The sequence below is a fragment of the Streptomyces nigrescens genome (assembly GCF_027626975.1).
Classification (GTDB): Bacteria; Actinomycetota; Actinomycetes; order Streptomycetales; family Streptomycetaceae; genus Streptomyces; species Streptomyces nigrescens.
Genome location: NZ_CP114203.1, coordinates 7459297 through 7480584 on the forward strand (window position 1 = coordinate 7459297; position 21288 = coordinate 7480584).

Here is a 21288-nt window from a genome sequence, read left to right on the forward strand (position 1 = left end):
CATGGACCGCCGCATTTTCGGGCTGGAGAACGAGTACGGCGTCACGTGCACGTTCAGGGGACAGCGCCGACTGTCGCCTGACGAAGTGGCGCGGTACCTCTTCCGCCGTGTCGTGTCATGGGGCCGCAGCAGCAATGTCTTCCTGCGGAACGGCGCCCGCCTGTACTTGGACGTGGGTTCGCACCCGGAATATGCAACTCCCGAGTGCGACAACGTGACCGAACTGGTCACGCACGACAAGGCCGGCGAGCGCATTCTCGAAGGCCTGCTCGTCGACGCCGAACGCCGCCTGCACGAGGAGGGAATCGCGGGCGACGTCTATCTCTTCAAGAACAACACCGATTCGGCGGGAAACTCCTACGGCTGCCACGAGAATTATCTCGTCGCCCGCCACGGTGAGTTCTCCCGGCTCGCGGACATCCTCATTCCGTTCCTTGTCACCCGTCAGCTGCTGTGCGGCGCGGGCAAGGTGCTGCAGACTCCGCGGGGCGCCGTCTACTGCGTCAGTCAGCGTGCGGAGCACATCTGGGAGGGCGTCTCCTCGGCGACGACCCGCTCCCGGCCCATCATCAATACCCGCGATGAACCGCATGCGGACGCCGAGCGCTATCGCCGGCTCCATGTCATCGTCGGCGACTCCAACATGTCCGAGACGACCATGATGCTGAAGGTCGGCGCCACCGATCTCGTACTGCGCATGATCGAGGCGGGCACGGTCATGCGCGATCTGACGCTGGAGAACCCGATCCGGGCCATCCGCGAGGTCAGCCATGACATCACCGGTCAGCGCAAGGTGCGGCTGGCCAGCGGGCGCGAGGCGTCGGCGCTGGAGGTCCAGCAGGAGTACTACGAAAAGGCCGTGGATTTCTGCGACCGCCGCGGAATCCGTACGGGCACCGTCGAGCGGGTCCTCGAACTGTGGGGCCGTACGCTCGAAGCGATCCGGGACGAGGAGCTCGACCGTATCTCGACCGAGATCGACTGGGTGATGAAACATCAGCTCATCGAGCGATACCGCACAAAGAACAACATCACCATGTCCCACCCACGAGTGGCGCAGATAGACCTCGCGTATCACGACATCCACCGTCGCCGGGGGCTTTATTACCTCCTGGAGCGGAAGGGGCAGGCGGCGCGGATCTGCAATGACTTGAAGATCTTCGAGGGCAAGTCGGTGCCGCCGCAGACCACCCGTGCCAGGCTGCGCGGGGACTTCATTCGCCGGGCGCAGGAGCAGCGCCGCGATTTCACGGTCGACTGGGTGCATCTCAAGCTCAATGACCAGGCGCAGCGCACGGTGCTGTGCAAGGACCCGTTCCGTTCCGTGGACGACCGGGTGGAGAAGCTGATCGCAGGTATGTGACCCGCGGGGAATGCGGTGGTGTGCCGGGAGCCGGAGCTCCCGGCACATTGCCGTGTTGTGCAGGGAAACGTCCGGCGGCACAGGTCGTAGAGTGGCGGGCATTGCCCACCCACCCCACGAGCCCGAGTTGGACGAATGAACCTCACGAAGAACACCCGTCGCGCCGCCGTCGCGCTGACCGTGCCCATCCTGCTGTTCACCGCCGCCTGCGGGTCCGACGACGGCAAGGGCGCGTCGGGCGGAGCGGTCGCCAAGGTCGAGGGCAAGGCAGGGGAGAAGCCCAAGATCACGGTGCCGAAGGGCGCCAAGCCGTCCGACAAGGCCGTCACCAAGACCCTCATCGAGGGCAAGGGCGACACGGTCAAGAAGGGCGATCTGGTCCGGCTGGACTTCGAGGCGAAGTCGATGAAGGGCCAGAACCTGGGTGGCAGCTGGACCCCGCAGCCCGGGAGCAAGCCGGGCGGGCCGCGTACCCAGGTCGTCAGCGAGGTCACCGACCAGATGACCCAGCAGATGCTGCCGCCGAAGGTGCTGTCCGCGGTCGCCGGGCAGAAGGTCGGCAGCCGCTTCGAGGTCGAGGGCACCGCCAAGGCGCTGATCGGCGCGGGCCTGAACCCGCAGGCCGGGATCAAGCCGGAGGATGGCCTGGTGTGGGTCGTCGACGTCGTCGGGGCGAAGAAGGTCGACAAGAAGGCGAAGGCCGAGGGCGAGCAGGCGGAGCCGGAGGACGGTCTGCCCGAGGTGACGGCTCCGGATGGGAAGGCCGCGAAGATCGAGGTCCCCAAGGGTGAGAAGGCCCCGAAGGACCTCAAGGAGCAGGTGCTGGTCAAGGGCAAGGGCCCCGAGGTCAAGGCCGGTGACGGGCTGATCGCGCAGTACACCGGGGTGAAGTGGGAGGACGGCAAGAAGTTCGACTCGTCCTGGGACCACGGTGGCGCGACCGCGTTCCAGATCGGTACCGGGCAGGTCGTCCAGGGCTGGGACAAGGCGCTGGTCGGCAAGCACGTCGGTGACCGGGTGGAGATCGTGATCCCGCCGAAGCTGGGCTACGGCGCGAGCCCGCAGCACGAGCTGGCGAAGAACACCCTGGTCTTCTCGGTCGACATCGTCGGCACGGTCTGACGGCTGCCCTCGCAAGATCTGCAAGACTGGCCCGGTAATCGTAAAGATTCGTAAGTAGGAGCACATCCGTGAGCATCGACAAGCCCGAGATCGACTTTCCTGAGGGCCCGGCTCCCACCGAGCTCGAGATCGTGGACCTGACGGAGGGCGACGGGCCGGTCGCCAAGGCCGGGGACACCGTCTCCGTCCACTACGTCGGTGTGTCGTTCAGCACCGGCGAGGAGTTCGACGCCAGCTGGAACCGCGGCAAGCCGCTGCAGTTCCAGCTGGGCGCCGGCCAGGTCATCGCAGGCTGGGACCAGGGCGTGCAGGGCATGAAGGTCGGCGGCCGCCGTCGGCTGACCATCCCCGCGCACCTGGCGTACGGCGACCGTGGCGCCGGCGGCGGCCGGATCGCCCCGGGCGAGACGCTGATCTTCGTCTGCGACCTGGTCTCCGTCTGAGACCGTCGCCGGTCGCCGTGCGCGACCGCCGGTGACGTACCGAGGGCCCGTGCCGCGATGGCACGGGCCCTCGGCTTTTGCCCTGACCACCCCGAGCGGTACGGTCAACGATCGGGAGTTCAACGAGAAAGGGCGTCGATGGCCATTGCCAAGGCCGAGCGGCTGATGAATCTGGCGCTGTGCCTGCTGGGGACGCGACGCCCGCTGACCAAACGTGAACTGCGGTCGTCCATCGAGGCCTACATCGAGGCGAGCAGCGACGACTCGTTCAACCGCATGTTCGAGCGGGACAAGGACGATCTGCGCGAGCTGGGCCTCGTCATCGAGACCGTCGAGGGCATCGAGGGCGACATCGGCTATCTCGCCCGCCGCGACAGCAACCGTCTGCCCCCGATCACGCTGGACGCCGAGGAGGCCGCCGCCCTGGGCCTCGCCGCCAAGATCTGGCAGCAGGCCCGGCTGGCGGGAGCCGCCAGCGGCGCGCTCCAGAAGCTGCGCGCGGCCGGTATGCCGCTGGCCGCGGACGGTGCCGACTACGACGCCGGACAGCCGCACAGCGCGCTCGAACCCCGTATCCCCGCCCACGAGGCCGCCTTCGAGCCGCTGATGCTGGCCTGCCGCGACCGCCGCCCCGTCGTCTTCGACTACCGCAAGTCGACCGCCGCCCACCCCGAGCAGCGGCAGGTCGAACCCTGGATCCTCGAATGCTGGCGGGGCCACTGGTATGTCGCCGGCTGGGACCGTGAGCGCAAGGCCGAGCGGGTCTTCCGGCTCTCCCGGATCACCGGCAAGGTCCGTTCCCGGCAAGGGGCGTTCACCGCGCCGGTGCCCGATCACGTCACCGTCCGCGAGACCGTCGAGAGCTGGGCCGGCGAGACCGCCACCGGCACCGCCAGGATCAAGCTGCGGGCCGAACACGGATATCCGCTGCGCGCCCGTGCGCTCACCCTCCGCGAACTCGGCGACGGCTGGGACGAGCTGGAGATCCCCAACGGGCACGGACTCGACGCCTGGCTCGTGGAGTTCGGCCCCGACGTGGTCGTACTGGAACCCGCGGAACTGCGCGCCGATGTCATCGACCGGCTGCGTGCCGTGGCCAAGGGCTGAGAGGGATACGAGACCCATGGCGACGAACGCGATCGACCAGACCCGCCGGATGCTGTCCCTGGTGACCTACCTCCGCGAGCGCCCCGGCGCCCGCGTCGGCGACGTCGCCCGTGCCTTCGGCATCACCGAGGACGAGCTGATCGCCGACCTCGATGTCCTGCCGATGTGCGGAACGAGCTTCCGCGGCGGGGACCTCCTGGACATCGACACCGACGGCGACCGCATCTGGTGGCACAACCCCGACGATGTCGCCGAGCCGCTGCGGCTGGCCGCCGACGAGGCGACCGCCCTGCTGGTCGCGGCCCGCGCGGTGGCCACCCTGCCCGGACTGCGCGAGGGCGACCGGCAGGCGCTGCTGCGGGCCACCGCCAAGCTGGAGGCGGCGGCCGGAGAGGCGGCAGGCGCCAGCTCCCGGCTCTCGGTGACCTTCGAATCCGAGGGCGGGGTGTTCGCCGATGTGGACCGCGCCATCGCCGAGCGGCGCCGGCTGTGGCTGCGCTACTACTCCCCGGCCCGCGACGAGCTGACCGAGCGCGAGGTGGACCCGATCCGGCTCTTCGCCGTCGGCCACACCTACATGGAGGCGTGGTGCCGGCTCTCGGAGGCCCGGCGCACCTTCCGGCTCGACCGCGTCGCCGAGATCAAGCTGCTGGACGCGCCCGCCGATCCGCCCCCGGTCGAGCTGCGTGATCTGTCGGAGGGCCTGGTGCAGCCCGCGGCCGAGGACCCCGAGGTCTCCATCGAGGTCGGGCCCGGCGGCCGCTGGGTCGCCGAGTACTACCCGCACGACAGCGCCGATGAGCTCCCCGACGGCGGGCTGCGTATCACCCTGCGCACCCCCGACCCGGCCTCGCTGCGGCGGCTGGCCCTGCGGCTGGGCCGCGACGGCCGGATCGTGGCGCCGCGGGCCCTCGCGGACAGCGCGCGGCAGGCCGCCGAGCAGGCCCTCGCGGCGTACGGCGAGTGAGCGCGGCGGGCCGGGCGGCATGCCGGGCGCAGCGTCCGGCGCAGGGCGAAGGACGAGGCAGCGAAGGATGACGATGGTGACCACCACCTTGGCGGGCATGAGCGCTCCGGTGCTCTTCAAGACGGCCTGCCCGGACTGCCGGGGCCGCTTCGAACTGGCCTCGGACGCCTTCCGGCTGGCGATCGGCGGCAGCAGCCGCACCACCTTCTACTCCTTCACCTGCCCCGACTGCCGCCGCGCGGTGCGCAAACCGGCCGGCGAGCGGATCATCGAGCTGCTCACCGGCGGAGGGGTCCGCACGCTGCGGCTGCACACGGGCTGACCGATAGGCTCGTGCCATGCTCTGGCCCATGATCGCAATCGCCCTAGGCTTCGCCGGGATCGCCGTGCTCGGCGCCCTCGCCGTCCGCGTCTTCGTCGAAGTACGGCGTCTGGCCCGCCAGGTCGGGGCGACCTCGGAGCGGATCCAGCAGGCCAGCGAGGACCTGGAGCGGGCGGCGCTGCCGCTCGCCTCCCGGGTGCACGAGGCCGGCCGGGACTGAGATGTTGCCGCCGGGCTGCGCGGTCTGCTCCGGCGGAGGGCAGAAGGGTAGGCTTCCTCTGCGGTTCACACAGCGCGGCGGTCGAGGCAATTCGGAAGATGCACGGGCATTGCCCGGCGTTCACCACCGAACGTTACGATCGAGCGAGCACCAGGACGCCAGTCCGACCCCCATTCGGCAGGCACCACAGCAGACGCCGCCCCGGCGAGAAGGTAGTCGCACATGTTCAGCAACTTGAGGGCCCCCGAGATTATTCTGATCCTCGTCGTCATTGTGCTGCTGTTCGGCGCGAAGAAGCTGCCGGACATGGCGCGTTCGCTCGGGAAGTCCGCTCGCATCCTCAAGAGCGAAGCCAAGGCGATGAAGAAGGACGGCGGCGACGCGGACGGTGGTGCCACGTCCGGCACCTCTTCCGAGGCTCCCTCTGATGCTGCTCAGCAGGCCCCTCGTACGATTCAGGCGGCTCCCGGTGATGTGAGCAGCTCGCGCCCCGTGGCCGAGCCGAACCGCACCAACCAGAGCTGACCGAACCGACCCCGTCGCACCGGCCCGGTCGGCAGCGGCTGATGTACGAGACGAGGAAGTGGGTTGCCCAAGTCTGCCCGCAAGCAGGAGAAGGACCCCGAGGGGCGTATGCCGCTCGCGGCGCATCTGCGTGAGCTGCGCAATCGGCTGCTGAAATCAGTGCTGGCGATCATCGTCGTCACCGCCGTCGCGATGTGGCAGTACGACGCGATCGCCCACTTCGTCACGGGCCCGGTCATCGATTCGGTCGGCTGCCCCAAGGCACCCTCCGGACCGCGCACCCACCCCTGTGCCCAGGTCGTGGCGAACGGTCTGCTCGCACCGTTCACGATCATGCTCAAGGTGTCCCTCACCACCGGCGTCGTCATCGCCACCCCGGTGTGGCTCTACCAGCTCTGGGCTTTCCTCGCGCCGGGTCTCCACCGGCACGAGAAGAAGTACGCCCTCGGCTTCGTCGGTGCCGGTGCCCCGCTCTTCCTGGGCGGCGCGTACCTCGCCTACGCGGTCCTGCCGACCACGGCGGGCGCGCTGGTCGGCCTGACGCCCAGCGACTGGGCCAACTTCTTCCCCGCTGACGAGTTCTTCGACATCGTCACGCGCATGGTGCTGGTCTTCGGCCTCGCCTTCGAGCTGCCGCTGCTCCTGGTGCTGCTCAACTTCGGCGGGGTGCTCACCGGCCGCCGGATCATGAGCTGGTGGCGGTTCATGGTGCTGGGCATCACGGTCTTCGCGGCGCTCGCGACGCCGACCGGTGATCCGCTGACCATGGGGCTGCTGGCCGCGCCGATCGTGGTGCTGTACTTCGGTGCCGTCGGCATCTGCCTCTTCAACGACCGCCGCCGCAAGCTCGGCAACCCGGATGCGGAGCTGAGTGACGACGAGGCCTCGGAGCTCGATCTGACGCCCACCGAGGTCGGTGCGATCGAGCCGGTTGCCTCTGGCCGGATGCTTCCGGAGCAGGCGAGTGGTGAGGCGGGCGAGGGCGGTGCGGGGCGTCGTGGTGGGTACGACGACTTCACGTGATGGGTTGTGACTTGGTGTAGTCGGCGTCGGGGGTGATCGTTCCGTCGTTCCGTCCCCGGCTGCGGGTGCGGTTGTGGCTGGGCGCGCAGTTCCCCGCGCCCCTTTGGGGCGCGGCCGGTCCGTCGCCTGACTTCTGCGGGTTGGTGGGGGCTGGGGTTTTGCGGGTTGTGTGGTTGCCGCGGGGGTCGGAGGGGACGCACCGGTACCCGTCCTCGGCGCGGGCGACGCGGCTACGTGGGATTGAGTGCCCCGGCGTTCGCTCCAGTCCTGCGGGCGGGCACCGGTACATCCCCTCCAACCGTTCAGCGTTGCCGACTGCCGGCCGGTGACACCGTCCGTCACGACCTCCATGCCGGCCGCGCCCAACTGCGGGCGGTCCGGCCAGGTCCCTGCCAAGGGGTGCGGTGTACGGCCGTGACGGTGATCGGTACGGCGGGTCAGCCGCGTACGTACGGCGGTCGGAGGGGATGTCCGGTGAGCCGCCCGCAGGACCCGGAGCGAACAACGGGGCGATGAACCTCTGGGGCCAGGGCCGCCCGCGCCGTGGGGGCACCTCCCGGCCGAAGGCTGGGGGAGGGTTACCGGGCGTCCCCTCCGGCCCACCACCCACCTAGCGACAGCGCATCGGCGCCCAGCCTTCGGCAAACGGGCGGCATAAAGATCGGGTCGTTGTCAGAGGTGGCCGGTAGGCTCGTAAGCACGATGACCGAGGACATGTCCCCTGCTGAGCGCTATGCCGCCGCCAAGCTCCGGGCGGCCGAGCAGGCCACCGCACTCGCCCCTTTCCGTGAAATGTACGACTTCGGGCTGGATCCGTTCCAGGTCGAGGCATGTCGGGCCCTGGAGGCCGGCAAGGGTGTGCTGGTCGCGGCCCCCACTGGATCCGGCAAGACGATCGTCGGCGAATTCGCCGTCCACCTGGCCCTGGAGCAGGGCCGAAAATGCTTCTACACCACGCCCATCAAGGCGCTGTCCAACCAGAAGTACCAGGATCTGGTCAAGCGTTACGGTGCCGAGAAGGTCGGTCTGCTGACCGGCGACAACAGCGTCAACTCCGAGGCTCCGGTGGTCGTGATGACCACCGAGGTGCTGCGGAACATGCTCTATGCCGGCTCCCAGTCGCTGGTCGGCCTCGGTTATGTGGTCATGGACGAGGTGCACTACCTCTCCGACCGCTTCCGTGGCGCCGTTTGGGAAGAGGTGATCATCCATCTTCCCGAGTCGGTGACGCTGGTGTCACTGTCGGCGACGGTCTCCAACGCCGAGGAGTTCGGCGACTGGCTGGACACGGTCCGCGGCGACACCGCCGTGATCGTCTCCGAGCACCGGCCGGTGCCGCTGTGGCAGCACGTCCTCGCGGGGCGCCGGATATACGACCTGTTCGAGGAGCGGGACGGGCAGAGCGGCGGCCGCCGTGAGGTCAACCCCGATCTGGAGCGGCTGGCGCGGATGGAGAACAGCCGGCCGACGTTCGGCCGGGACAAGCGCCGGGGCCGCAATATGCGCGAGGCGGACCGGGAGCGTGAGCGGCGCCAGCGTGCCCGTATCTGGACGCCGAGCCGGCCCGAGGTCATCGACCGTCTGGACAACGAAGGCCTGCTGCCCGCGATCACCTTCATCTTCAGCCGGGCCGGCTGCGAGGCCGCCGTCCAGCAGTGCCTGGTCTCGGGCCTGCGGCTCAACGACCAGGAGGGCCGCGAACAGGTCCGTCGGATAGTGGAGGCGCGGACGGCCGGCATCCCGGACGACGACCTTCATGTGCTGGGCTACTTCGAGTGGTTGGAGGGCCTGGAGCGGGGCATCGCCGCGCACCATGCCGGCATGCTGCCGACCTTCAAGGAGGTCGTCGAGGAGCTGTTCGTGAAGGGCCTGGTCAAGGCCGTCTTCGCCACCGAGACACTGGCGCTGGGCATCAACATGCCCGCCCGGTCCGTGGTGTTGGAAAAGCTGGTGAAGTGGAACGGTGAGCAGCACGCCGACATCACCCCCGGCGAGTACACCCAGCTGACCGGCCGGGCCGGGCGCCGCGGTATCGACATCGAGGGCCACGCGGTGGTGCTGTGGCAGCGGGGGATGAACCCGGGCGCGCTGGCCGGGCTCGCCGGGACGCGTACCTATCCGCTGCGGTCGTCCTTCAAGCCGTCGTACAACATGGCGGTCAACCTCGTCTCGCAGTTCGGCAGGCACCGTTCGCGGGAGCTGCTGGAGATGTCCTTCGCGCAGTTCCAGGCCGACAAGTCGGTGGTCGGGATCTCGCGGCAGGTGCAGAAGAACGAGGAGGGGCTGGAGGGTTACCGCGGCTCGATGACCTGTCACCTCGGTGACTTCGAGGAATACTCCCGGCTGCGGCGGGAGTTGAAGGACCGTGAGACGGAGCTGGCCAAGCAGGGCGCGGCGCAGCGCCGGGTGGCGGCCGCGGCGGCGCTGGAGAAGCTGAAGCCCGGCGATGTCATCCATGTGCCGACCGGCAAGTACGCGGGTCTGGCGCTGGTCCTCGACCCCGGTATGCCCTCGGGGCGGACGAACGGCCACCGCGGCTTCGATGCGCAGGACGGCCCGCGGCCGCTGGTGCTGACCGCCGAGCGGCAGGTCAAGCGGCTGGCATCGATCGACTTCCCGGTGCCGGTCAAGGCGCTGGACCGGATGCGGATCCCCAAGTCCTTCAACGCCCGCAGCCCGCAGTCGCGCCGTGATCTGGCCTCCGCGCTGCGGACGAAGGCCGGTCATGTCGTGCCGTCGCGACATCGCAAGCCCCGCTCGGAGGCGGCCGACGACCGCGAGATCGCCCGGCTGCGGACGGAGATCCGGGCGCATCCCTGCCATGGCTGCGCCGAGCGTGAGGACCACGCCCGCTGGGCGGAGCGCTATCACCGACTGCTGCGCGACACCCGCCAGTTGGAGCGACGGATCGAGGGGCGGACGAACACCATCGCCCGTACCTTCGACCGGATCTGTGCTCTGCTGACCGAGCTGGACTACCTCGAAGGCGACACCGTCACCGACGAGGGCCGCCGGCTCGCCCGGCTCTACGGTGAGCTGGATCTGCTGGCGAGCGAATGTCTGCGGGACGGCGTCTGGGAGGGGCTGGGCCCCGCGGAGCTGGCGGCCTGTGCCTCGGCGCTGGTGTACGAGGCGCGGCAGGCGGACGATGCGGTGGCGCCCAAGCTGCCGGCCGGCAAGGCCAGGGACGCACTGGGCGAGATGGTCCGTATCTGGGGCCGGCTGGATGCGCTGGAGGAGGATCACAAGATCAACCAGGCGGAGGGCGTCGGCCAGCGGGAGCCGGACCTCGGCTTCGCCTGGGCCGCCTACCGCTGGGCCTCCGGATTCGGCCTCGACGAGGTGCTCCGCGAGGCGGAGATGCCTGCCGGTGACTTCGTCCGCTGGTGCAAGCAGCTGATCGATGTCCTCGGCCAGATCGCGGCCGCGGCCCCGCCCGGCGGCACGGTCGCCCGTACGGCCCGTAAGGCCATGGACGGTGTGCTGCGCGGCGTGGTGGCGTATTCGTCGGTGGGCTGAGAGCCGGAGACCCTTGGCAGTGCGGCGGTGCCGCGCCCCGTCCGGACGGGGCGCGGCACCGCCTGCTGTGGCAGGGAAGCCGGGCGCTACGAGGCCTGCCGGCCGCCGGCCGCCGCCCGTTCCGCGTCCCGCTTGGCGACCTCCTCGCGCACGATCGGGATGACATGGCGGCCGAAGTCGATGGCGTCGTCGAGCAGGTCGTAGCCGCGGGCGGAGAGGATCTCCACGCCCAGGTCGTAGTAGTCGAGCAGGGCCTGGGCGACGGTCTCCGGGGTGCCGACCAGCGCGGTGGAGTTGCCCGCGCCGCCGGTCTCCGCGGCGGTCGGGGTCCACAGCGCCCGGTCGTGCCGTTCCCCTTCGGCGGCCACCGCCAGCAGCCGCTGCGATCCGGCGTTCTGCGGGTTCGTCAGCGGATGGCGGCGGCTGAGCGCGCCGCCCGCCTTGCGGGCCTTGATCCGTTCCAGGGTGCGGTGGGCCTTCTCCCAGGCCAGCTCCTCCGTGGGCGCGATAATCGGCCGGAACGCGACCTGGATCCGGGGCACCTCGCTGCGCCCGGCCGCCTGCGCCGCCGCCTTCACCGAGGCGATCTGCTCGGCGGTCTGTGCCAGCGGTTCACCCCACAGGCAGTAGATGTCCGCCTCGGCGCCGCCCGCCGCGTAGGCCGCCGCCGAGGAGCCCCCGAACGACACCTGCGGGTGGGGCTGTTGAACGGGGAAGGTGTCCGAGACGAAGTCGTGGAAGCGGTAGTGGGTGCCCTCGTGGTCGAAGGGCTCATGGGTGGTCCAGATCTTCTTGACGAGGCGGATGTATTCGCGGGTGCGGTCGTAGCGCTCGTCCTTGGTGAGGGTGTCGCCCTCGCGGCCCTGTTCGTGGTCGTTGCCACCGGTGATGAAGTGCACCGCGAGCCGGCCGTCGCTGATCCGGTCCAGGGTCGCGAAGGTCTTCGCGGCGAACGTCGGATACGAGACATTGGGGCGGTGCGCCACCAGGATCTGCAGGGTCTCGGTGCGGGCCGCGACATAGGCGGCGGCCGGGGAGGGGTCGGGGGAGCCGGAACCGTAGGCGAACAGCACCCGGTCCCAGCCGTAGTCCTCGTGGGCGCGGGCCAGCTTCAGCGTGTAGTCCTTGTCGAAGGACGCGCCGGAGCGGGGGGTGACTTCGGAACCGTTGTTGGTCGCGGCAATGCCGAGGAACTCAACAGGCATGGGTGTGGCCTCGTCTTCTCGTGGATCAAGCGCTGAGGGGCATGCGCGGGAAGGCATGCGGGCGTACGGCATCGCGTACGGGGGAGGGGTACTGCGCTACGGAGAAGTCAGCGGCAACAGGAGGCCGACCACACCCGGCCGAAGTCGATGTGGTCACGGGTGACCAGCCGCTGCTGAGGACGCATGGGCTCAGTGGAACAGGCAGATGTATGTGCCGTCAACCAATTCCTGGTGTGGTGGGCGGAGTTCACAGCGGTGCGGGCGAGGGGGGTATGCCGTCTTCCTCCCACAGCAGGCCCCACCGTCTGACGCGCTCGGTCATGTGAGACGGGAGGTCGTCACCACGGCAGAGGTCACCGGTATGCGCCGACCGGGCCGCTGCCGGAGCCGCTGCCGGAAAACATCGCGCCGATTTCCCGTTCCGGTGGAACGCTGGCGGCATGATTGATCACATTGCGATCCAGGTGGCGGACGTCGCGGCCGCCGCGGAGTTCTACGACCGTGCCCTCGCCCCGCTCGGGGCCCAACGGACCAAGGAATTCGGCGAGTTCGTCGGTTTTGGCACCACCGGCCACACCCTCTGGCTCATCCCCTCCTCCGACGACGGTCCCGCCCGTGAGCTGCACCTCGCCTTCGCCGCGCGCGATCGTGCGGCTGTCGACGCCTTCCATGCCGCCGCCGTCGCGGCCGGTGCCGAGTCCCTGCACACCCCACGGCTGTGGCCCCAGTACCACGAGTCCTACTACGGGGCTTTCGTCCGTGACCCCGACGGCAACAACATCGAAGCGGTCTGCCATACGCCTCAGGGGGAGACGCCCCCTAGCGGCGGTGTCCCGCAGCCGTAGCGGCACTTGCGGGCGGTGCGTCCGGTGATCCGCGTTGCGGGACGCGCCGCCCGCCGATCGTCAGCCGGTGCCGGCGGCGGACGCCCGCGCGGATGCCGAGGAAGAGGAGTACGCCGAGGGGGGAGAGCAGCACGGTGAGTACCAGCAGCGGTCCCATCACCAGCGGATGGATCCCCAGCTCCCGGGCCTCGCGGTACATCCACTGTCCCAGGAAGAGATCCCAGGCGATCACCTGCGCCCAGATCGCGCCCGCCCCGCCGCCGAGCCGCAGCAGCTCCTGGAACCCCGCCAGGCCGGGCCGGCTGACGGCGGCCCACAGCTCCGGGAACACCGGGACGGCCAGGGCGAGATAGACCGCGAGGACGGGCACCATCGGTAGCGGCGAGGCGGCGATCCGGTCGGTCCAGCGCCACCCCGGGGCCAGGATCAGCAACGCCCAGAACGGCGCCGCGAGGGCGAAGGCCAGATCGAAGAGGGTGGTGGTGGTCATGCCGGCGACTCCTGTGCGGCGTCGGGGGATCGGGGGATTTCGCCGCTGGTGGCCGCGGGCGGGGCTGAGGTGCCGTGGCCGGTCCGGTTGCCGACCGCGCGGGCGGGGCGTCGCAGCGCGCCGTACGTGCCGGCCGCCGTGGCCGCCGCGAGGGCCGCGAGGGCGCCGAGCGTCGCGCCGTCCGGGTGGATCAGGGCCTGACCGCGCAGGGCCTGCCAGGTCAGCAGCGCCAGCAGTGCGGCGGCGCCGCCGGCCGCGACCAGCACCAGGCGCAGCCGTACCCGCTCGTCCCGCAGCCGGATGAAGCGGCCGGCCAGCGCCTCGATCCCGTAGAGGAACAGGGGCAGCGCCTGGAGGGCGTGCATGCCGACGAAGTGCGGGATGCGCAGATCTCCGCCGGTGGTGTTCCAGCCGGTCAGCGGCATGGCCGGGCCACCGTCGGGAACGCCGACGCTGTGCGCGCCGAGGGCGGTGCGCAGCGCGCCCGCGGCCTCCTGGTCCGGTGTGGGCGTCACCATCAGCCCACCGAGCAGCAGGCCGGCCAGGGCGATCAGCAGTCCGAGCCGGATCGCCCAGGTCGCGGCCCGGTCGCCCGGGCGGGCCCGGAAGAGCAGGACCGCGATGACGAGCGTGGCCACCCACAGGACGGCGATGGTGACGCCCATGGTGGCGAACAGCCCCCTGTCCAGCGGGGTTTCGGTATTGAAGTGGCTGCGCCGGCCGCGGATGGTCTGCCCGGTGATGATGGCCATCTCGGCGAGTCCGGCCACCACGACGGTGTGTGCGGCCCACCGTGCGGTCCGGCTCGGGGTGGCGAGCCGGGACAGCATCCAGGCCATCGTCAGCCCGTACACGGCGAACGACACCGCGAACTTGAAGGGTTTCAACCAGATGGGCGCGCCGACCAGAACCCGGTCGTCGACGAGCAGGCCGGCCGCCGCGACGACCGCGAGCGCGGCCATCGCCCAGGAGAAAGCGAGTAACGAGCGGTATCTGGACATACGGATCCCCCAGAGAATGGACAGCGAGAATGGATAGTGGCGCTTCCTGCTATCTGATAGCTGGACTATCTATGATGGGGACCGGAATGGCAAGGCCGGGTGCGGGCGCCCGGGAGATGTGGAACGCCGGGACGCGGTCCCGGCGAGGGGAAGGGCAGCAGATGCGCATCGGGGAGTTGAGTCGCGAGACCGGGGTCGCGATCCCGACGATCAAGTACTACGTCCGCGAAGGGCTGTTGCCCGCGGGCCGGCTGACCAGCCCCAATCAGGCCAGTTACGACGACGGCCATGTCCGCAGGCTGCGGCTGATCCGGGGGCTGATCGACGTCGGGGGGCTCACGGTCTCGGCCGTGCGTGAAGTGCTGGCCGCCGTCGACTCACCGGGGGAGCCGGTGCACGAGGTCCTCGGTGCGGCGCAGCATGCGATTACCCCGCGGCCGGCCGCCACGCCGGAGGGTATGGAGCGGGCGCGGCAGTCGGTCGCGGAGCTGATCCGCCACCGCGGCTGGCGGGTCGGGCCGGACCATCCGGCCTTCGAGGCGCTGGCCGTCGCGCTGGCCACCTTCCGGGGCGTCGGGCGCGGTGAGTTCGAGGAGATCCTGGACGACTATGCCGCGGCCTGTGAGCGGGTGGCCGCCGCTGATCTGGCGTGGCTGGGCCGCAATGCCGAGGTCGACGGGATGGTGGAGTGCGTCGTGGTGGGGACCGTCCTGGGGGATGCGGTCCTCGCGGCGATGCGCCGGCTCGCGCATGTGGAGGCGTCGGCCCGTAAGTTCGAGGGTGCCGCGGAGGGCGCTGCCGGGGAGGGTGCTGCGGCCGAGGGCGCGGGCGGTCGGTAGGACGCGCCATGAGCCCGGCATCCGGTCGGCGGGCCGGAGTTCCCGGTATCCGGTGGGTAGGCCGGAACTCCCGGCTTCCGATGGGCGGGCCCGGAGTTGGCCGTGGTCAACTCCGGGCCCGTGGAACGGGTGGCCCTCCCTGCGAGGGTTCTCGTCGGGGAAGGGCCGTGTGAGGCCGCCGGGTCAGGAGGCCGCCGCTGTCGCGGGCTCCTGCTCGGCCTCGACCTGCTGGTTCCAGTCGCGCTTGGAGGCCTGCCAGCCGTCCTCGTCGTGGCCCTTGCGCCAGTAGCCGGAGATGGACAGGGCCTCGCGGGGGATCTCGCGCTCGACGCGGAGCAGCCGCCGCAGTTCCTTCACGAAGCCGGCCTCGCCGTGCACGAACGCCTGGACCCGGCCGGAAGGGAAGTCCAACGCCCTTACCGCGGCGACCAGTTCGCGGCCGACGGGGGCGCCACCGCGGTACAGCCAGCTGATCTCGGCGCCGGCCGGTGCGTCCAGCTCCTGGCGCTCCTCCGGCCCGGCCACCTCGATGAAGGCGTGCACCGGCACACCCGCGGGCATCCGGGCGAGGGAGGCCGCGATGGCCGGCAGGGCGCTCTCGTCGCCCGCCAGCAGATGCCAGTCGGCAGCGGCCTCCGGGACGTAGGCACCGCCGGGGCCGAGCAGGAAGATCTCCTCGCCCGGCTGTGCCGCGGCCGCCCAGGGCCCGGCCAGGCCCTCGTCACCGTGCACCACGAAGTCCACAGTCAGCTCGCGGGTCGCGGCGTCCCAGGTGCGGACGGTGTACGTACGGGTGCTGGGCCACTGGTCGCGCGGGAACTCGGCGCGGATCTGGGCGATGTCGAACGGCTCGGGGTACTGCACACCGGGCTGCGGGAAGACCAGCTTGACGTAGTGGTCGGAGTACTCGCCCGCCTCGAACTCCGCCAGACCTTCACCGCCCAGCACCACACGGACCATGTGAGGGGTGAGCTGTTCGGTGCGCTGCACCCGCGCGCGGTGCGCGGCGGGCTTCTTGCGGGACGGACGCTCTGCTGCCACGGCAATCTCCCCTGACGCCAACGTGATTAGGTATACCTAACCTAACAGTTCATCGGCGAAGTGTGACGAGCAGCCGGTGCAGGGCGCCGCCGAGGCCCCACTGTGCGGCCAGTGCTTCCAGGCGCTCGGGGTCGGCCGGATCGGCGGGGAGCGTGTGGTCGACGGCGGGCACCGGCACATCGGTGGCCACCTTCACGACCTTCGGGGCGACCGCCAGGTACGGGCGTGCCTCCACCAGTCGCTTGCGCTGTGCGGGGGTCACCTTCGAGGCGGGGTCGTCGGCGGCGGCCATGATGCCCGCCAGGTCGCCGTAGGTGGCCAGCAGCTTGGCGGCGGTCTTCTCGCCGATCCCCGGGACGCCGGGCAGGCCGTCGCTGGGGTCGCCGCGCAGCAGCGCCAGATCGGCGTATCCGGGGCCGTCCACCCCGTACTTCTCGTGCAGCAGCGCCTCGTCGGTGATCTGGAGGGTCCCGACGCCCTTGAGCGGATACAGGATGCGGATACCACGCCGGTCGTCGACGAGCTGGAAGAGGTCGCGGTCGCCGGTGACGATGTCCACGGGGCCCGTGGCCTGTGCGGTCAGGGTGCCGATGACGTCGTCGGCCTCGTAGCCGGCCGCCCCGATACGGGCGATGCCCAGGGCGTCCAGTACGTCCTCGATGACCGGGACCTGCGGCGAGAGGGTGTCGGGGATCTCCTCCTCGTCGGGCTCCGGGGATCCGGCCGGGGCCTCCTCGGCGACCCGGTGTGCCTTGTAGGAGGGGATCAGATCGACCCGCCACTGGGGGCGCCAGTCGAAGTCCATGCAGGCGACCAGGTCATCGGGGTGGTGGTCCTGGACGAGCCGGGCGATGAAGTCCAGCAGGCCGCGTACCGCGTTCACCGGGGTACCGTCCGGGGCTTTGACTGATTCCGGTACCCCGAAATAGGCGCGGAAGTAGAGCGAGGCGGTATCGAGGAGCATCAGTCGTCGAGTCACACCCCGCATTTTGCCGTATGCCCCATACGTCACACAGGTGTGAGCTGACTCACCGTTGTGTTTGAGCCAGATAAAGAGGGGCAGGCGCGGACCCGGAGTGGACCCGGTCGAGATTCAACTATTCGACCGGTAAAGGCGGGCCGACCCCGCGCCGCTCCACGACCTGGCTACGGGGGTGGCAGGTCGTTACTCGCACAACAAGAGAGGTATATGTGTCCAGGCTGCAAGCCGAGCACCTGTACAAAGTGTTCGGCAGACGACCGGAGGACGCGGTCCGCAAGCTCGAAGCCGGCGCCGGCCGGGAGGAGCTGCGGGCCGAAGGCACCACCGCCGCGGTGATCGACGCGTCGATCGAGGTGGACGAGGGCCAGATATTCGTCGTCATGGGTCTGTCCGGGTCCGGCAAGTCCACCCTGCTGCGCACGCTCAACGGGCTGCTGGAGCCGACCGCCGGAACCGTCCGGTTCGACGGCCAGGACCTCACCTCGCTCAGTGCCAAGGAACTGCGCAAGGTCCGCTCCGAGAAGATCTCCATGGTCTTCCAGCACTTCGCGCTCTTCCCGCACCGCAGTGTGCTGGAGAACGCCGCCTACGGGCTGGAGGTGCAGGGCGTCCCGCGCGCCGAGCGCAACAGGCGCGCCACCGAGGCACTGGAACTCACCGGGCTCAAGGGCTGGGAGAAGTCTTGGCCCGACGAGCTGTCCGGCGGGATGCAGCAGCGGGTGGGCCTGGCCAGGGCGCTGGCCACCGACGCCGATCTGCTGCTGATGGACGAGTCCTTCAGCGCGCTCGACCCGCTGATCCGCCGCGATATGCAGGACCAGCTGCTCGAACTGCAGAAGACCCTGAAGAAGACCATCGTCTTCATCACCCACGACCTCAACGAGGCGATGCGCCTCGGCGACCGGATCGCGGTGATGCGGGACGGGCGGATCGTCCAGATCGGCAGCGCCGAGGACATCCTCGTCACGCCGGCCAACGACTATGTCGCCTCCTTCACCCAGGACGTGGACCGTACGCGGGTGCTGACCGCGGGCGCGATCATGGCCGAGGTCGGGACCGTGCTCGGGGCGACGACCCCGGAGGGCAGGAAGCTCACCACCGCGGCGGAGTTCCGGGCCGCGGCGCCCGCCACCGTCGGTGTGGACACCCCGCTGGTCGAGCTGTTCACCCCCTGCTCGACCAGCACCGTTCCGGTCGCCGTGACCGACGAGCACGGTGACCTGGTCGGCGCGGTGGCGGCCGAGCGGCTGCTCGCCGTCCTCGGCGAAGGCGACCGGCAGGCCGCGGCCGGCGGTGTCCCCGCCCAGGCCCCGGCCGCGGACGGCACGGCAGTGGCGCTCGGCAAGACGCCCGCCGTGGACGCGCCGGACGACGACGCGCCGGCGGGCGACCCGGCCGCCGCGAAGGACTCCGTGGCCACGCCCGGGGACAACGACCCCGAGGACAAGGTGATCGCCGGTGCCTAGGATCCAGATAGGCAGCTGGGCCGAGAGCGCCGTCAACTGGCTGCGCGACAACCTCGACTGGCTCTTCACCCTCATCACCAAGGTGCTGAACGGTCTCTACGACGCGATTCACACGGTCCTCGCAGGACCCGAACCGCTGCTGCTGGCCGGCATCCTCGCGGTGCTCGCCTGGTGGCTGCGCGGTCTGCCGGCCGCCCTGCTCGCCTTCCTCGGCTTCGCACTGATCGACTCCGTAGAACAGTGGGGACCGACCATCGAGTCGCTCTCCCTGGTGCTGGTGGCCTGCCTGATCACCGTGCTGGTCGCTGTGCCGCTCGGTATCTGGGCGGCCCGCAGCCGGGTCGTCGGCGGAGTGCTGCGTCCGGTCCTGGACCTGATGCAGACGATGCCGGCGATGGTCTACCTCATCCCCGGCATCCTCTTCTTCGGCCTCGGTGTCGTCCCCGGCATCGTCGCCACCATCGTCTTCTCCATGCCGCCCGCGGTCCGGATGACCGAGCTCGGCATCCGGCAGGTCGACGGGGAACTGGTCGAGGCGGCCGAGGCGTTCGGCACCCACCCGCGGCGCACGCTCTTCCGCGTGCAGCTGCCGCTGGCGCTGCCCACGATCATGGCCGGTATCAACCAGGTCATCATGCTGGCGCTGTCCATGGTCGTCATCGCCGGCATGGTCGGCGGCGGCGGTCTCGGCGGGTCCGTCTACAACGCGATCAGCTCGGTCGACGTGGCACTGGGTTCCGAGTCCGGTATCGCGGTCGTCATCCTCGCCATGTACCTGGACCGGATGACCGGTGCGCTCAACCAGCGGGTCTCCCCGCTCGGCCGGCGGGCGCTGGCCAAGGCGCAGGCGTCGCTCGGCGGGATGAAGTTCCTGCACTGGCGGCCCGCCACCTCCGTTGCCATGGTCGGCATCGTCGTGCTGGCGCTGCTCGCCGGCGGTATGGGCATGGTGGGCAAGAGCGGCGGCCAGGGCGGCGGCGGCAACGGCCGTCCGATCAGCCTCGGCTACGTCAACTGGGACGAGGGCAAGGCCACCACGTACCTCTGGAAGGAAATCCTCGAACAGCGCGGCTACAAGCCCAAGGTCCAGGCCCTGGAGGCCGGACCGCTGTTCGCCGGGCAGGCCCGCGGTGACATCGATGTGCAGACCAACGCCTGGCTGCCGACCACCCACGCCTCGTACTGGAAGAAGTACCAGGACAAGCTGGAGGACCTCGGCACCTGGTACGACAAGACCTCCCTGGAGATCGCGGTCCCGTCCTACATGAAGGGCGTCAAGACCCTCGACGACCTCAAGGGCAAGGGCGGCGAGCTCGGCGGCAAGATCACCGGCATTGAGCCGGGCGCCGGCGAGATGAAGATCCTCAAGGACAAGGTCCTCAAGGACTACGGCCTGGGCGGCGAGTACAAGGTCCAGGAGTCCAGCACCGCGTCCATGCTCACCGAGCTGGACCGCTCCCTGCACGCCAAGAAGCCGATCGCGGTCACGCTGTGGTCGCCGCACTGGGCGTACGACAAGTACAAGCTCACCAAGCTCAAGGACCCCAAGGGCTCCTTCGGCTCCGGTGACGGTCTGCACCTGCTGGGCCGTAAGGGCTTCGCCAAGGACGAGCCCGAGGTCGCCAAGTGGATGAAGAAGTTCCACCTGGACGAGAAGCAGCTCACCAGCCTTGAGAACGACATCAAGAGCGCCGGTGAGGGCCATGAGCAGGACGGTGTGCGCACCTGGCTGAAGAAGCACCCCGGCCTGGTCGACAAGGTCGCGCCGTCCGCCGACGCCACCTACGCCAAGGGCAAGGACGCCGGCAAGGCACCGAACATCGGCTACCCGGCGTGGGACGAGGGCATCGCCACCACGTACCTGTGGAAGAACATCCTGGAGAAGCGCGGCTACAAGCCGAACATCCGCAACCTCGATGTCGGACCGATGTGGACGGGACTGTCCACGGGCCAGATCGATGTGGAGACGGACGGCTGGCTGCCGGTCGCGCAGAAGCAGTACTGGGACAAGTACAAGAAGGACCTGGTCGACGTCGGGCCCTGGTACGACAAGACCTCGCTGGAGATCGCGGTGCCCTCCTACGTCAAGGGTGTGAAGACCCTGGACGATCTGCGGGAGCACAAGGACGAGTTCAAGGGCAAGATCATCGGAATTGAGCCGGGCACCGGCGAGATGAAGCGCCTCAAGGACACCGTCGCCCCCGCGTACGGTCTGCAGGACTTCGAGGTCACCTCGGCCGGCACCAGCGCCATGCTGACGGAGCTGGACCGGGCGTACCACAAGAAGGAGCCCGTCGCGGTGGTGCTGTGGTCGCCGCACTGGGCGTACAGCAAGTACAAGCTCACCAAGCTCGCGGACCCCAAGGGCACCTGGGGCGCCAACAACCAGATCAAGACGCTCGGCCACAAGAGCTTCCCGAAGAAGTTCCCGGAGTTCCACGGCTGGCTGAAGAACTGGAAGATGAACGCCCAGGAGCTCGGCAGCCTGGAGAACGCCATCCAGGACGCCGGCAAGGGCAACGAGAACAAGGGCGTCGAGAAGTGGATCGCCGACCATCCGGGCATCGTCGACAAGATGGCGCCGGTGAAGTAGGCGTGTACGGCGCGTAGTTCGCGCGCCCGCGCGAACCACCCCGTGGTGTGACGAGCCCCGTCCCCGGCAGTTGCCGGGCGGCGGGGCTCGTTGCGTACGGCCGCCGCGGCGCGGGACACCGGCGGATCACCCGACCGGCGGCGTTTGCTGCGCGGCGGGGCGGGACAGGTGATTCGCTCTGCTGTGTGCCTGTTTTTCCTGAGGGGCCGCCCTGG

Annotated in this window: 19 protein-coding genes; 14 read left to right on the plus strand and 5 right to left on the minus strand. The window is 69.8% G+C overall.

Annotation, left to right across the window (positions count from 1 at the left end; genetic code table 11):
* Position 1: 1 nt before the first annotated feature.
* From pafA to STRNI_RS33060, 10 genes are all read left to right on the plus strand, one after another.
* Complete coding sequence (pafA, locus tag STRNI_RS33015; protein WP_018087769.1) at positions 2 to 1363, plus strand: Pup--protein ligase; 1362 nt, start codon at positions 2 to 4, stop codon at positions 1361 to 1363.
* 135 nt (positions 1364 to 1498) lie between these two features.
* Positions 1499 to 2485, plus strand: a complete 987-nt coding sequence (locus tag STRNI_RS33020; RefSeq protein WP_018087768.1) for an FKBP-type peptidyl-prolyl cis-trans isomerase — start codon at positions 1499 to 1501, stop codon at positions 2483 to 2485.
* A gap of 68 nt (positions 2486 to 2553) precedes the next feature.
* Complete coding sequence (locus tag STRNI_RS33025) at positions 2554 to 2928, plus strand: FKBP-type peptidyl-prolyl cis-trans isomerase (protein WP_018087767.1); 375 nt, start codon at positions 2554 to 2556, stop codon at positions 2926 to 2928.
* Between the two features lie 138 nt (positions 2929 to 3066).
* Positions 3067 to 4035, plus strand: coding sequence for a helix-turn-helix transcriptional regulator (locus STRNI_RS33030; protein WP_093647812.1), 969 nt, complete (start codon positions 3067 to 3069; stop codon positions 4033 to 4035).
* Between the two features lie 16 nt (positions 4036 to 4051).
* Positions 4052 to 5002: a helix-turn-helix transcriptional regulator gene (locus tag STRNI_RS33035; RefSeq protein ID WP_159490001.1), complete on the plus strand. Its 951-nt coding sequence runs from the start codon at positions 4052 to 4054 to the stop codon at positions 5000 to 5002.
* A gap of 67 nt (positions 5003 to 5069) precedes the next feature.
* Positions 5070 to 5324, plus strand: a complete 255-nt coding sequence (locus STRNI_RS33040; RefSeq protein WP_018087764.1) for a hypothetical protein — start codon at positions 5070 to 5072, stop codon at positions 5322 to 5324.
* A gap of 16 nt (positions 5325 to 5340) precedes the next feature.
* Positions 5341 to 5544: a hypothetical protein gene (locus STRNI_RS33045; protein WP_159489999.1), complete on the plus strand. Its 204-nt coding sequence runs from the start codon at positions 5341 to 5343 to the stop codon at positions 5542 to 5544.
* Between the two features lie 222 nt (positions 5545 to 5766).
* Positions 5767 to 6069 carry a Sec-independent protein translocase subunit TatA gene (gene tatA, locus STRNI_RS33050; protein WP_018087762.1) on the plus strand — a complete coding sequence of 101 codons (303 nt, stop codon included), beginning with the start codon at positions 5767 to 5769 and terminating at the stop codon, positions 6067 to 6069.
* A gap of 63 nt (positions 6070 to 6132) precedes the next feature.
* Entirely contained in the window at positions 6133 to 7092 is a 960-nt protein-coding gene (tatC, locus tag STRNI_RS33055) for a twin-arginine translocase subunit TatC (protein ID WP_018087761.1), read from the plus strand.
* A gap of 702 nt (positions 7093 to 7794) precedes the next feature.
* On the plus strand, positions 7795 to 10611 hold the full coding sequence (locus STRNI_RS33060; protein WP_109888652.1) for a DEAD/DEAH box helicase: 2817 nt from the start codon (positions 7795 to 7797) through the stop codon (positions 10609 to 10611).
* A gap of 86 nt (positions 10612 to 10697) precedes the next feature.
* Here the strand turns inward: STRNI_RS33060 and STRNI_RS33065 are convergent, their stop codons facing one another.
* Positions 10698 to 11816 (minus strand): LLM class flavin-dependent oxidoreductase, encoded by a 1119-nt coding sequence (locus STRNI_RS33065; protein WP_266449377.1) that lies wholly within the window; start codon positions 11814 to 11816, stop codon positions 10698 to 10700.
* Between the two features lie 440 nt (positions 11817 to 12256).
* On the opposite strand from STRNI_RS33065, the gene STRNI_RS33070 reads away from it, so the two are divergent.
* Entirely contained in the window at positions 12257 to 12661 is a 405-nt protein-coding gene (locus tag STRNI_RS33070; RefSeq protein WP_159489993.1) for a VOC family protein, read from the plus strand.
* On the opposite strand, the gene STRNI_RS33075 is transcribed toward STRNI_RS33070, so the two are convergent.
* Entirely contained in the window at positions 12636 to 13151 is a 516-nt protein-coding gene (locus STRNI_RS33075) for an ABA4-like family protein (RefSeq protein ID WP_159489991.1), read from the minus strand. The genes STRNI_RS33070 and STRNI_RS33075 overlap by 26 nt on opposite strands.
* Positions 13148 to 14113, minus strand: a complete 966-nt coding sequence (locus STRNI_RS33080; RefSeq protein WP_266449435.1) for a hypothetical protein — start codon at positions 14111 to 14113, stop codon at positions 13148 to 13150. The genes STRNI_RS33075 and STRNI_RS33080 overlap by 4 nt, the downstream gene beginning before the upstream one ends.
* A gap of 200 nt (positions 14114 to 14313) precedes the next feature.
* Here STRNI_RS33080 and STRNI_RS33085 point away from each other — a divergent pair, with 200 nt between their 5' ends.
* Complete coding sequence (locus STRNI_RS33085) at positions 14314 to 14991, plus strand: MerR family transcriptional regulator (RefSeq protein WP_277413350.1); 678 nt, start codon at positions 14314 to 14316, stop codon at positions 14989 to 14991.
* A 183-nt stretch (positions 14992 to 15174) separates the two neighbouring features.
* Here the strand turns inward: STRNI_RS33085 and STRNI_RS33090 are convergent, their stop codons facing one another.
* Together STRNI_RS33090 and STRNI_RS33095 are read right to left on the minus strand one after the other, a co-directional pair.
* On the minus strand, positions 15175 to 16032 hold the full coding sequence (locus STRNI_RS33090) for a siderophore-interacting protein (protein WP_277412544.1): 858 nt from the start codon (positions 16030 to 16032) through the stop codon (positions 15175 to 15177).
* Between the two features lie 49 nt (positions 16033 to 16081).
* On the minus strand, positions 16082 to 16996 hold the full coding sequence (locus tag STRNI_RS33095; protein WP_093647997.1) for a 5'-3' exonuclease: 915 nt from the start codon (positions 16994 to 16996) through the stop codon (positions 16082 to 16084).
* 227 nt (positions 16997 to 17223) lie between these two features.
* Here STRNI_RS33095 and STRNI_RS33100 point away from each other — a divergent pair, with 227 nt between their 5' ends.
* The gene (locus STRNI_RS33100) at positions 17224 to 18480 is read left to right on the plus strand and encodes a quaternary amine ABC transporter ATP-binding protein (protein WP_018087752.1); all 1257 of its coding nucleotides are present in this window, start codon (positions 17224 to 17226) and stop codon (positions 18478 to 18480) included.
* Positions 18473 to 21073, plus strand: coding sequence for an ABC transporter permease/substrate binding protein (locus tag STRNI_RS33105; protein ID WP_277412545.1), 2601 nt, complete (start codon positions 18473 to 18475; stop codon positions 21071 to 21073). Before STRNI_RS33100 ends, STRNI_RS33105 begins: the two co-directional genes overlap by 8 nt.
* The last annotated feature ends 215 nt before the right edge of the window (positions 21074 to 21288 follow it).

Excerpts from the sequence above, each read along its gene's own strand:
- tatA (WP_018087762.1), top strand. The coding sequence starts at position 5,767 with ATGTTCAGCAACTTGAGGGCCCCCGAGATTATTCTGATCCTCGTCGTC.
- STRNI_RS33075 (WP_159489991.1), bottom strand. The coding sequence starts at position 13,151 with ATGACCACCACCACCCTCTTCGATCTGGCCTTCGCCCTCGCGGCGCCG.
- STRNI_RS33045 (WP_159489999.1), top strand. The coding sequence starts at position 5,341 with ATGCTCTGGCCCATGATCGCAATCGCCCTAGGCTTCGCCGGGATCGCC.
- STRNI_RS33065 (WP_266449377.1), bottom strand. The coding sequence starts at position 11,816 with ATGCCTGTTGAGTTCCTCGGCATTGCCGCGACCAACAACGGTTCCGAA.
- STRNI_RS33030 (WP_093647812.1), top strand. The coding sequence starts at position 3,067 with ATGGCCATTGCCAAGGCCGAGCGGCTGATGAATCTGGCGCTGTGCCTG.
- pafA (WP_018087769.1), top strand. The coding sequence starts at position 2 with ATGGACCGCCGCATTTTCGGGCTGGAGAACGAGTACGGCGTCACGTGC.
- STRNI_RS33060 (WP_109888652.1), top strand. The coding sequence starts at position 7,795 with ATGACCGAGGACATGTCCCCTGCTGAGCGCTATGCCGCCGCCAAGCTC.
- STRNI_RS33070 (WP_159489993.1), top strand. The coding sequence starts at position 12,257 with ATGATTGATCACATTGCGATCCAGGTGGCGGACGTCGCGGCCGCCGCG.
- STRNI_RS33040 (WP_018087764.1), top strand. The coding sequence starts at position 5,070 with ATGACGATGGTGACCACCACCTTGGCGGGCATGAGCGCTCCGGTGCTC.
- STRNI_RS33035 (WP_159490001.1), top strand. The coding sequence starts at position 4,052 with ATGGCGACGAACGCGATCGACCAGACCCGCCGGATGCTGTCCCTGGTG.
- STRNI_RS33095 (WP_093647997.1), bottom strand. The coding sequence starts at position 16,996 with ATGCTCCTCGATACCGCCTCGCTCTACTTCCGCGCCTATTTCGGGGTA.
- STRNI_RS33080 (WP_266449435.1), bottom strand. The coding sequence starts at position 14,113 with ATGGCCGCGCTCGCGGTCGTCGCGGCGGCCGGCCTGCTCGTCGACGAC.
- STRNI_RS33020 (WP_018087768.1), top strand. The coding sequence starts at position 1,499 with ATGAACCTCACGAAGAACACCCGTCGCGCCGCCGTCGCGCTGACCGTG.
- STRNI_RS33085 (WP_277413350.1), top strand. The coding sequence starts at position 14,314 with ATGCGCATCGGGGAGTTGAGTCGCGAGACCGGGGTCGCGATCCCGACG.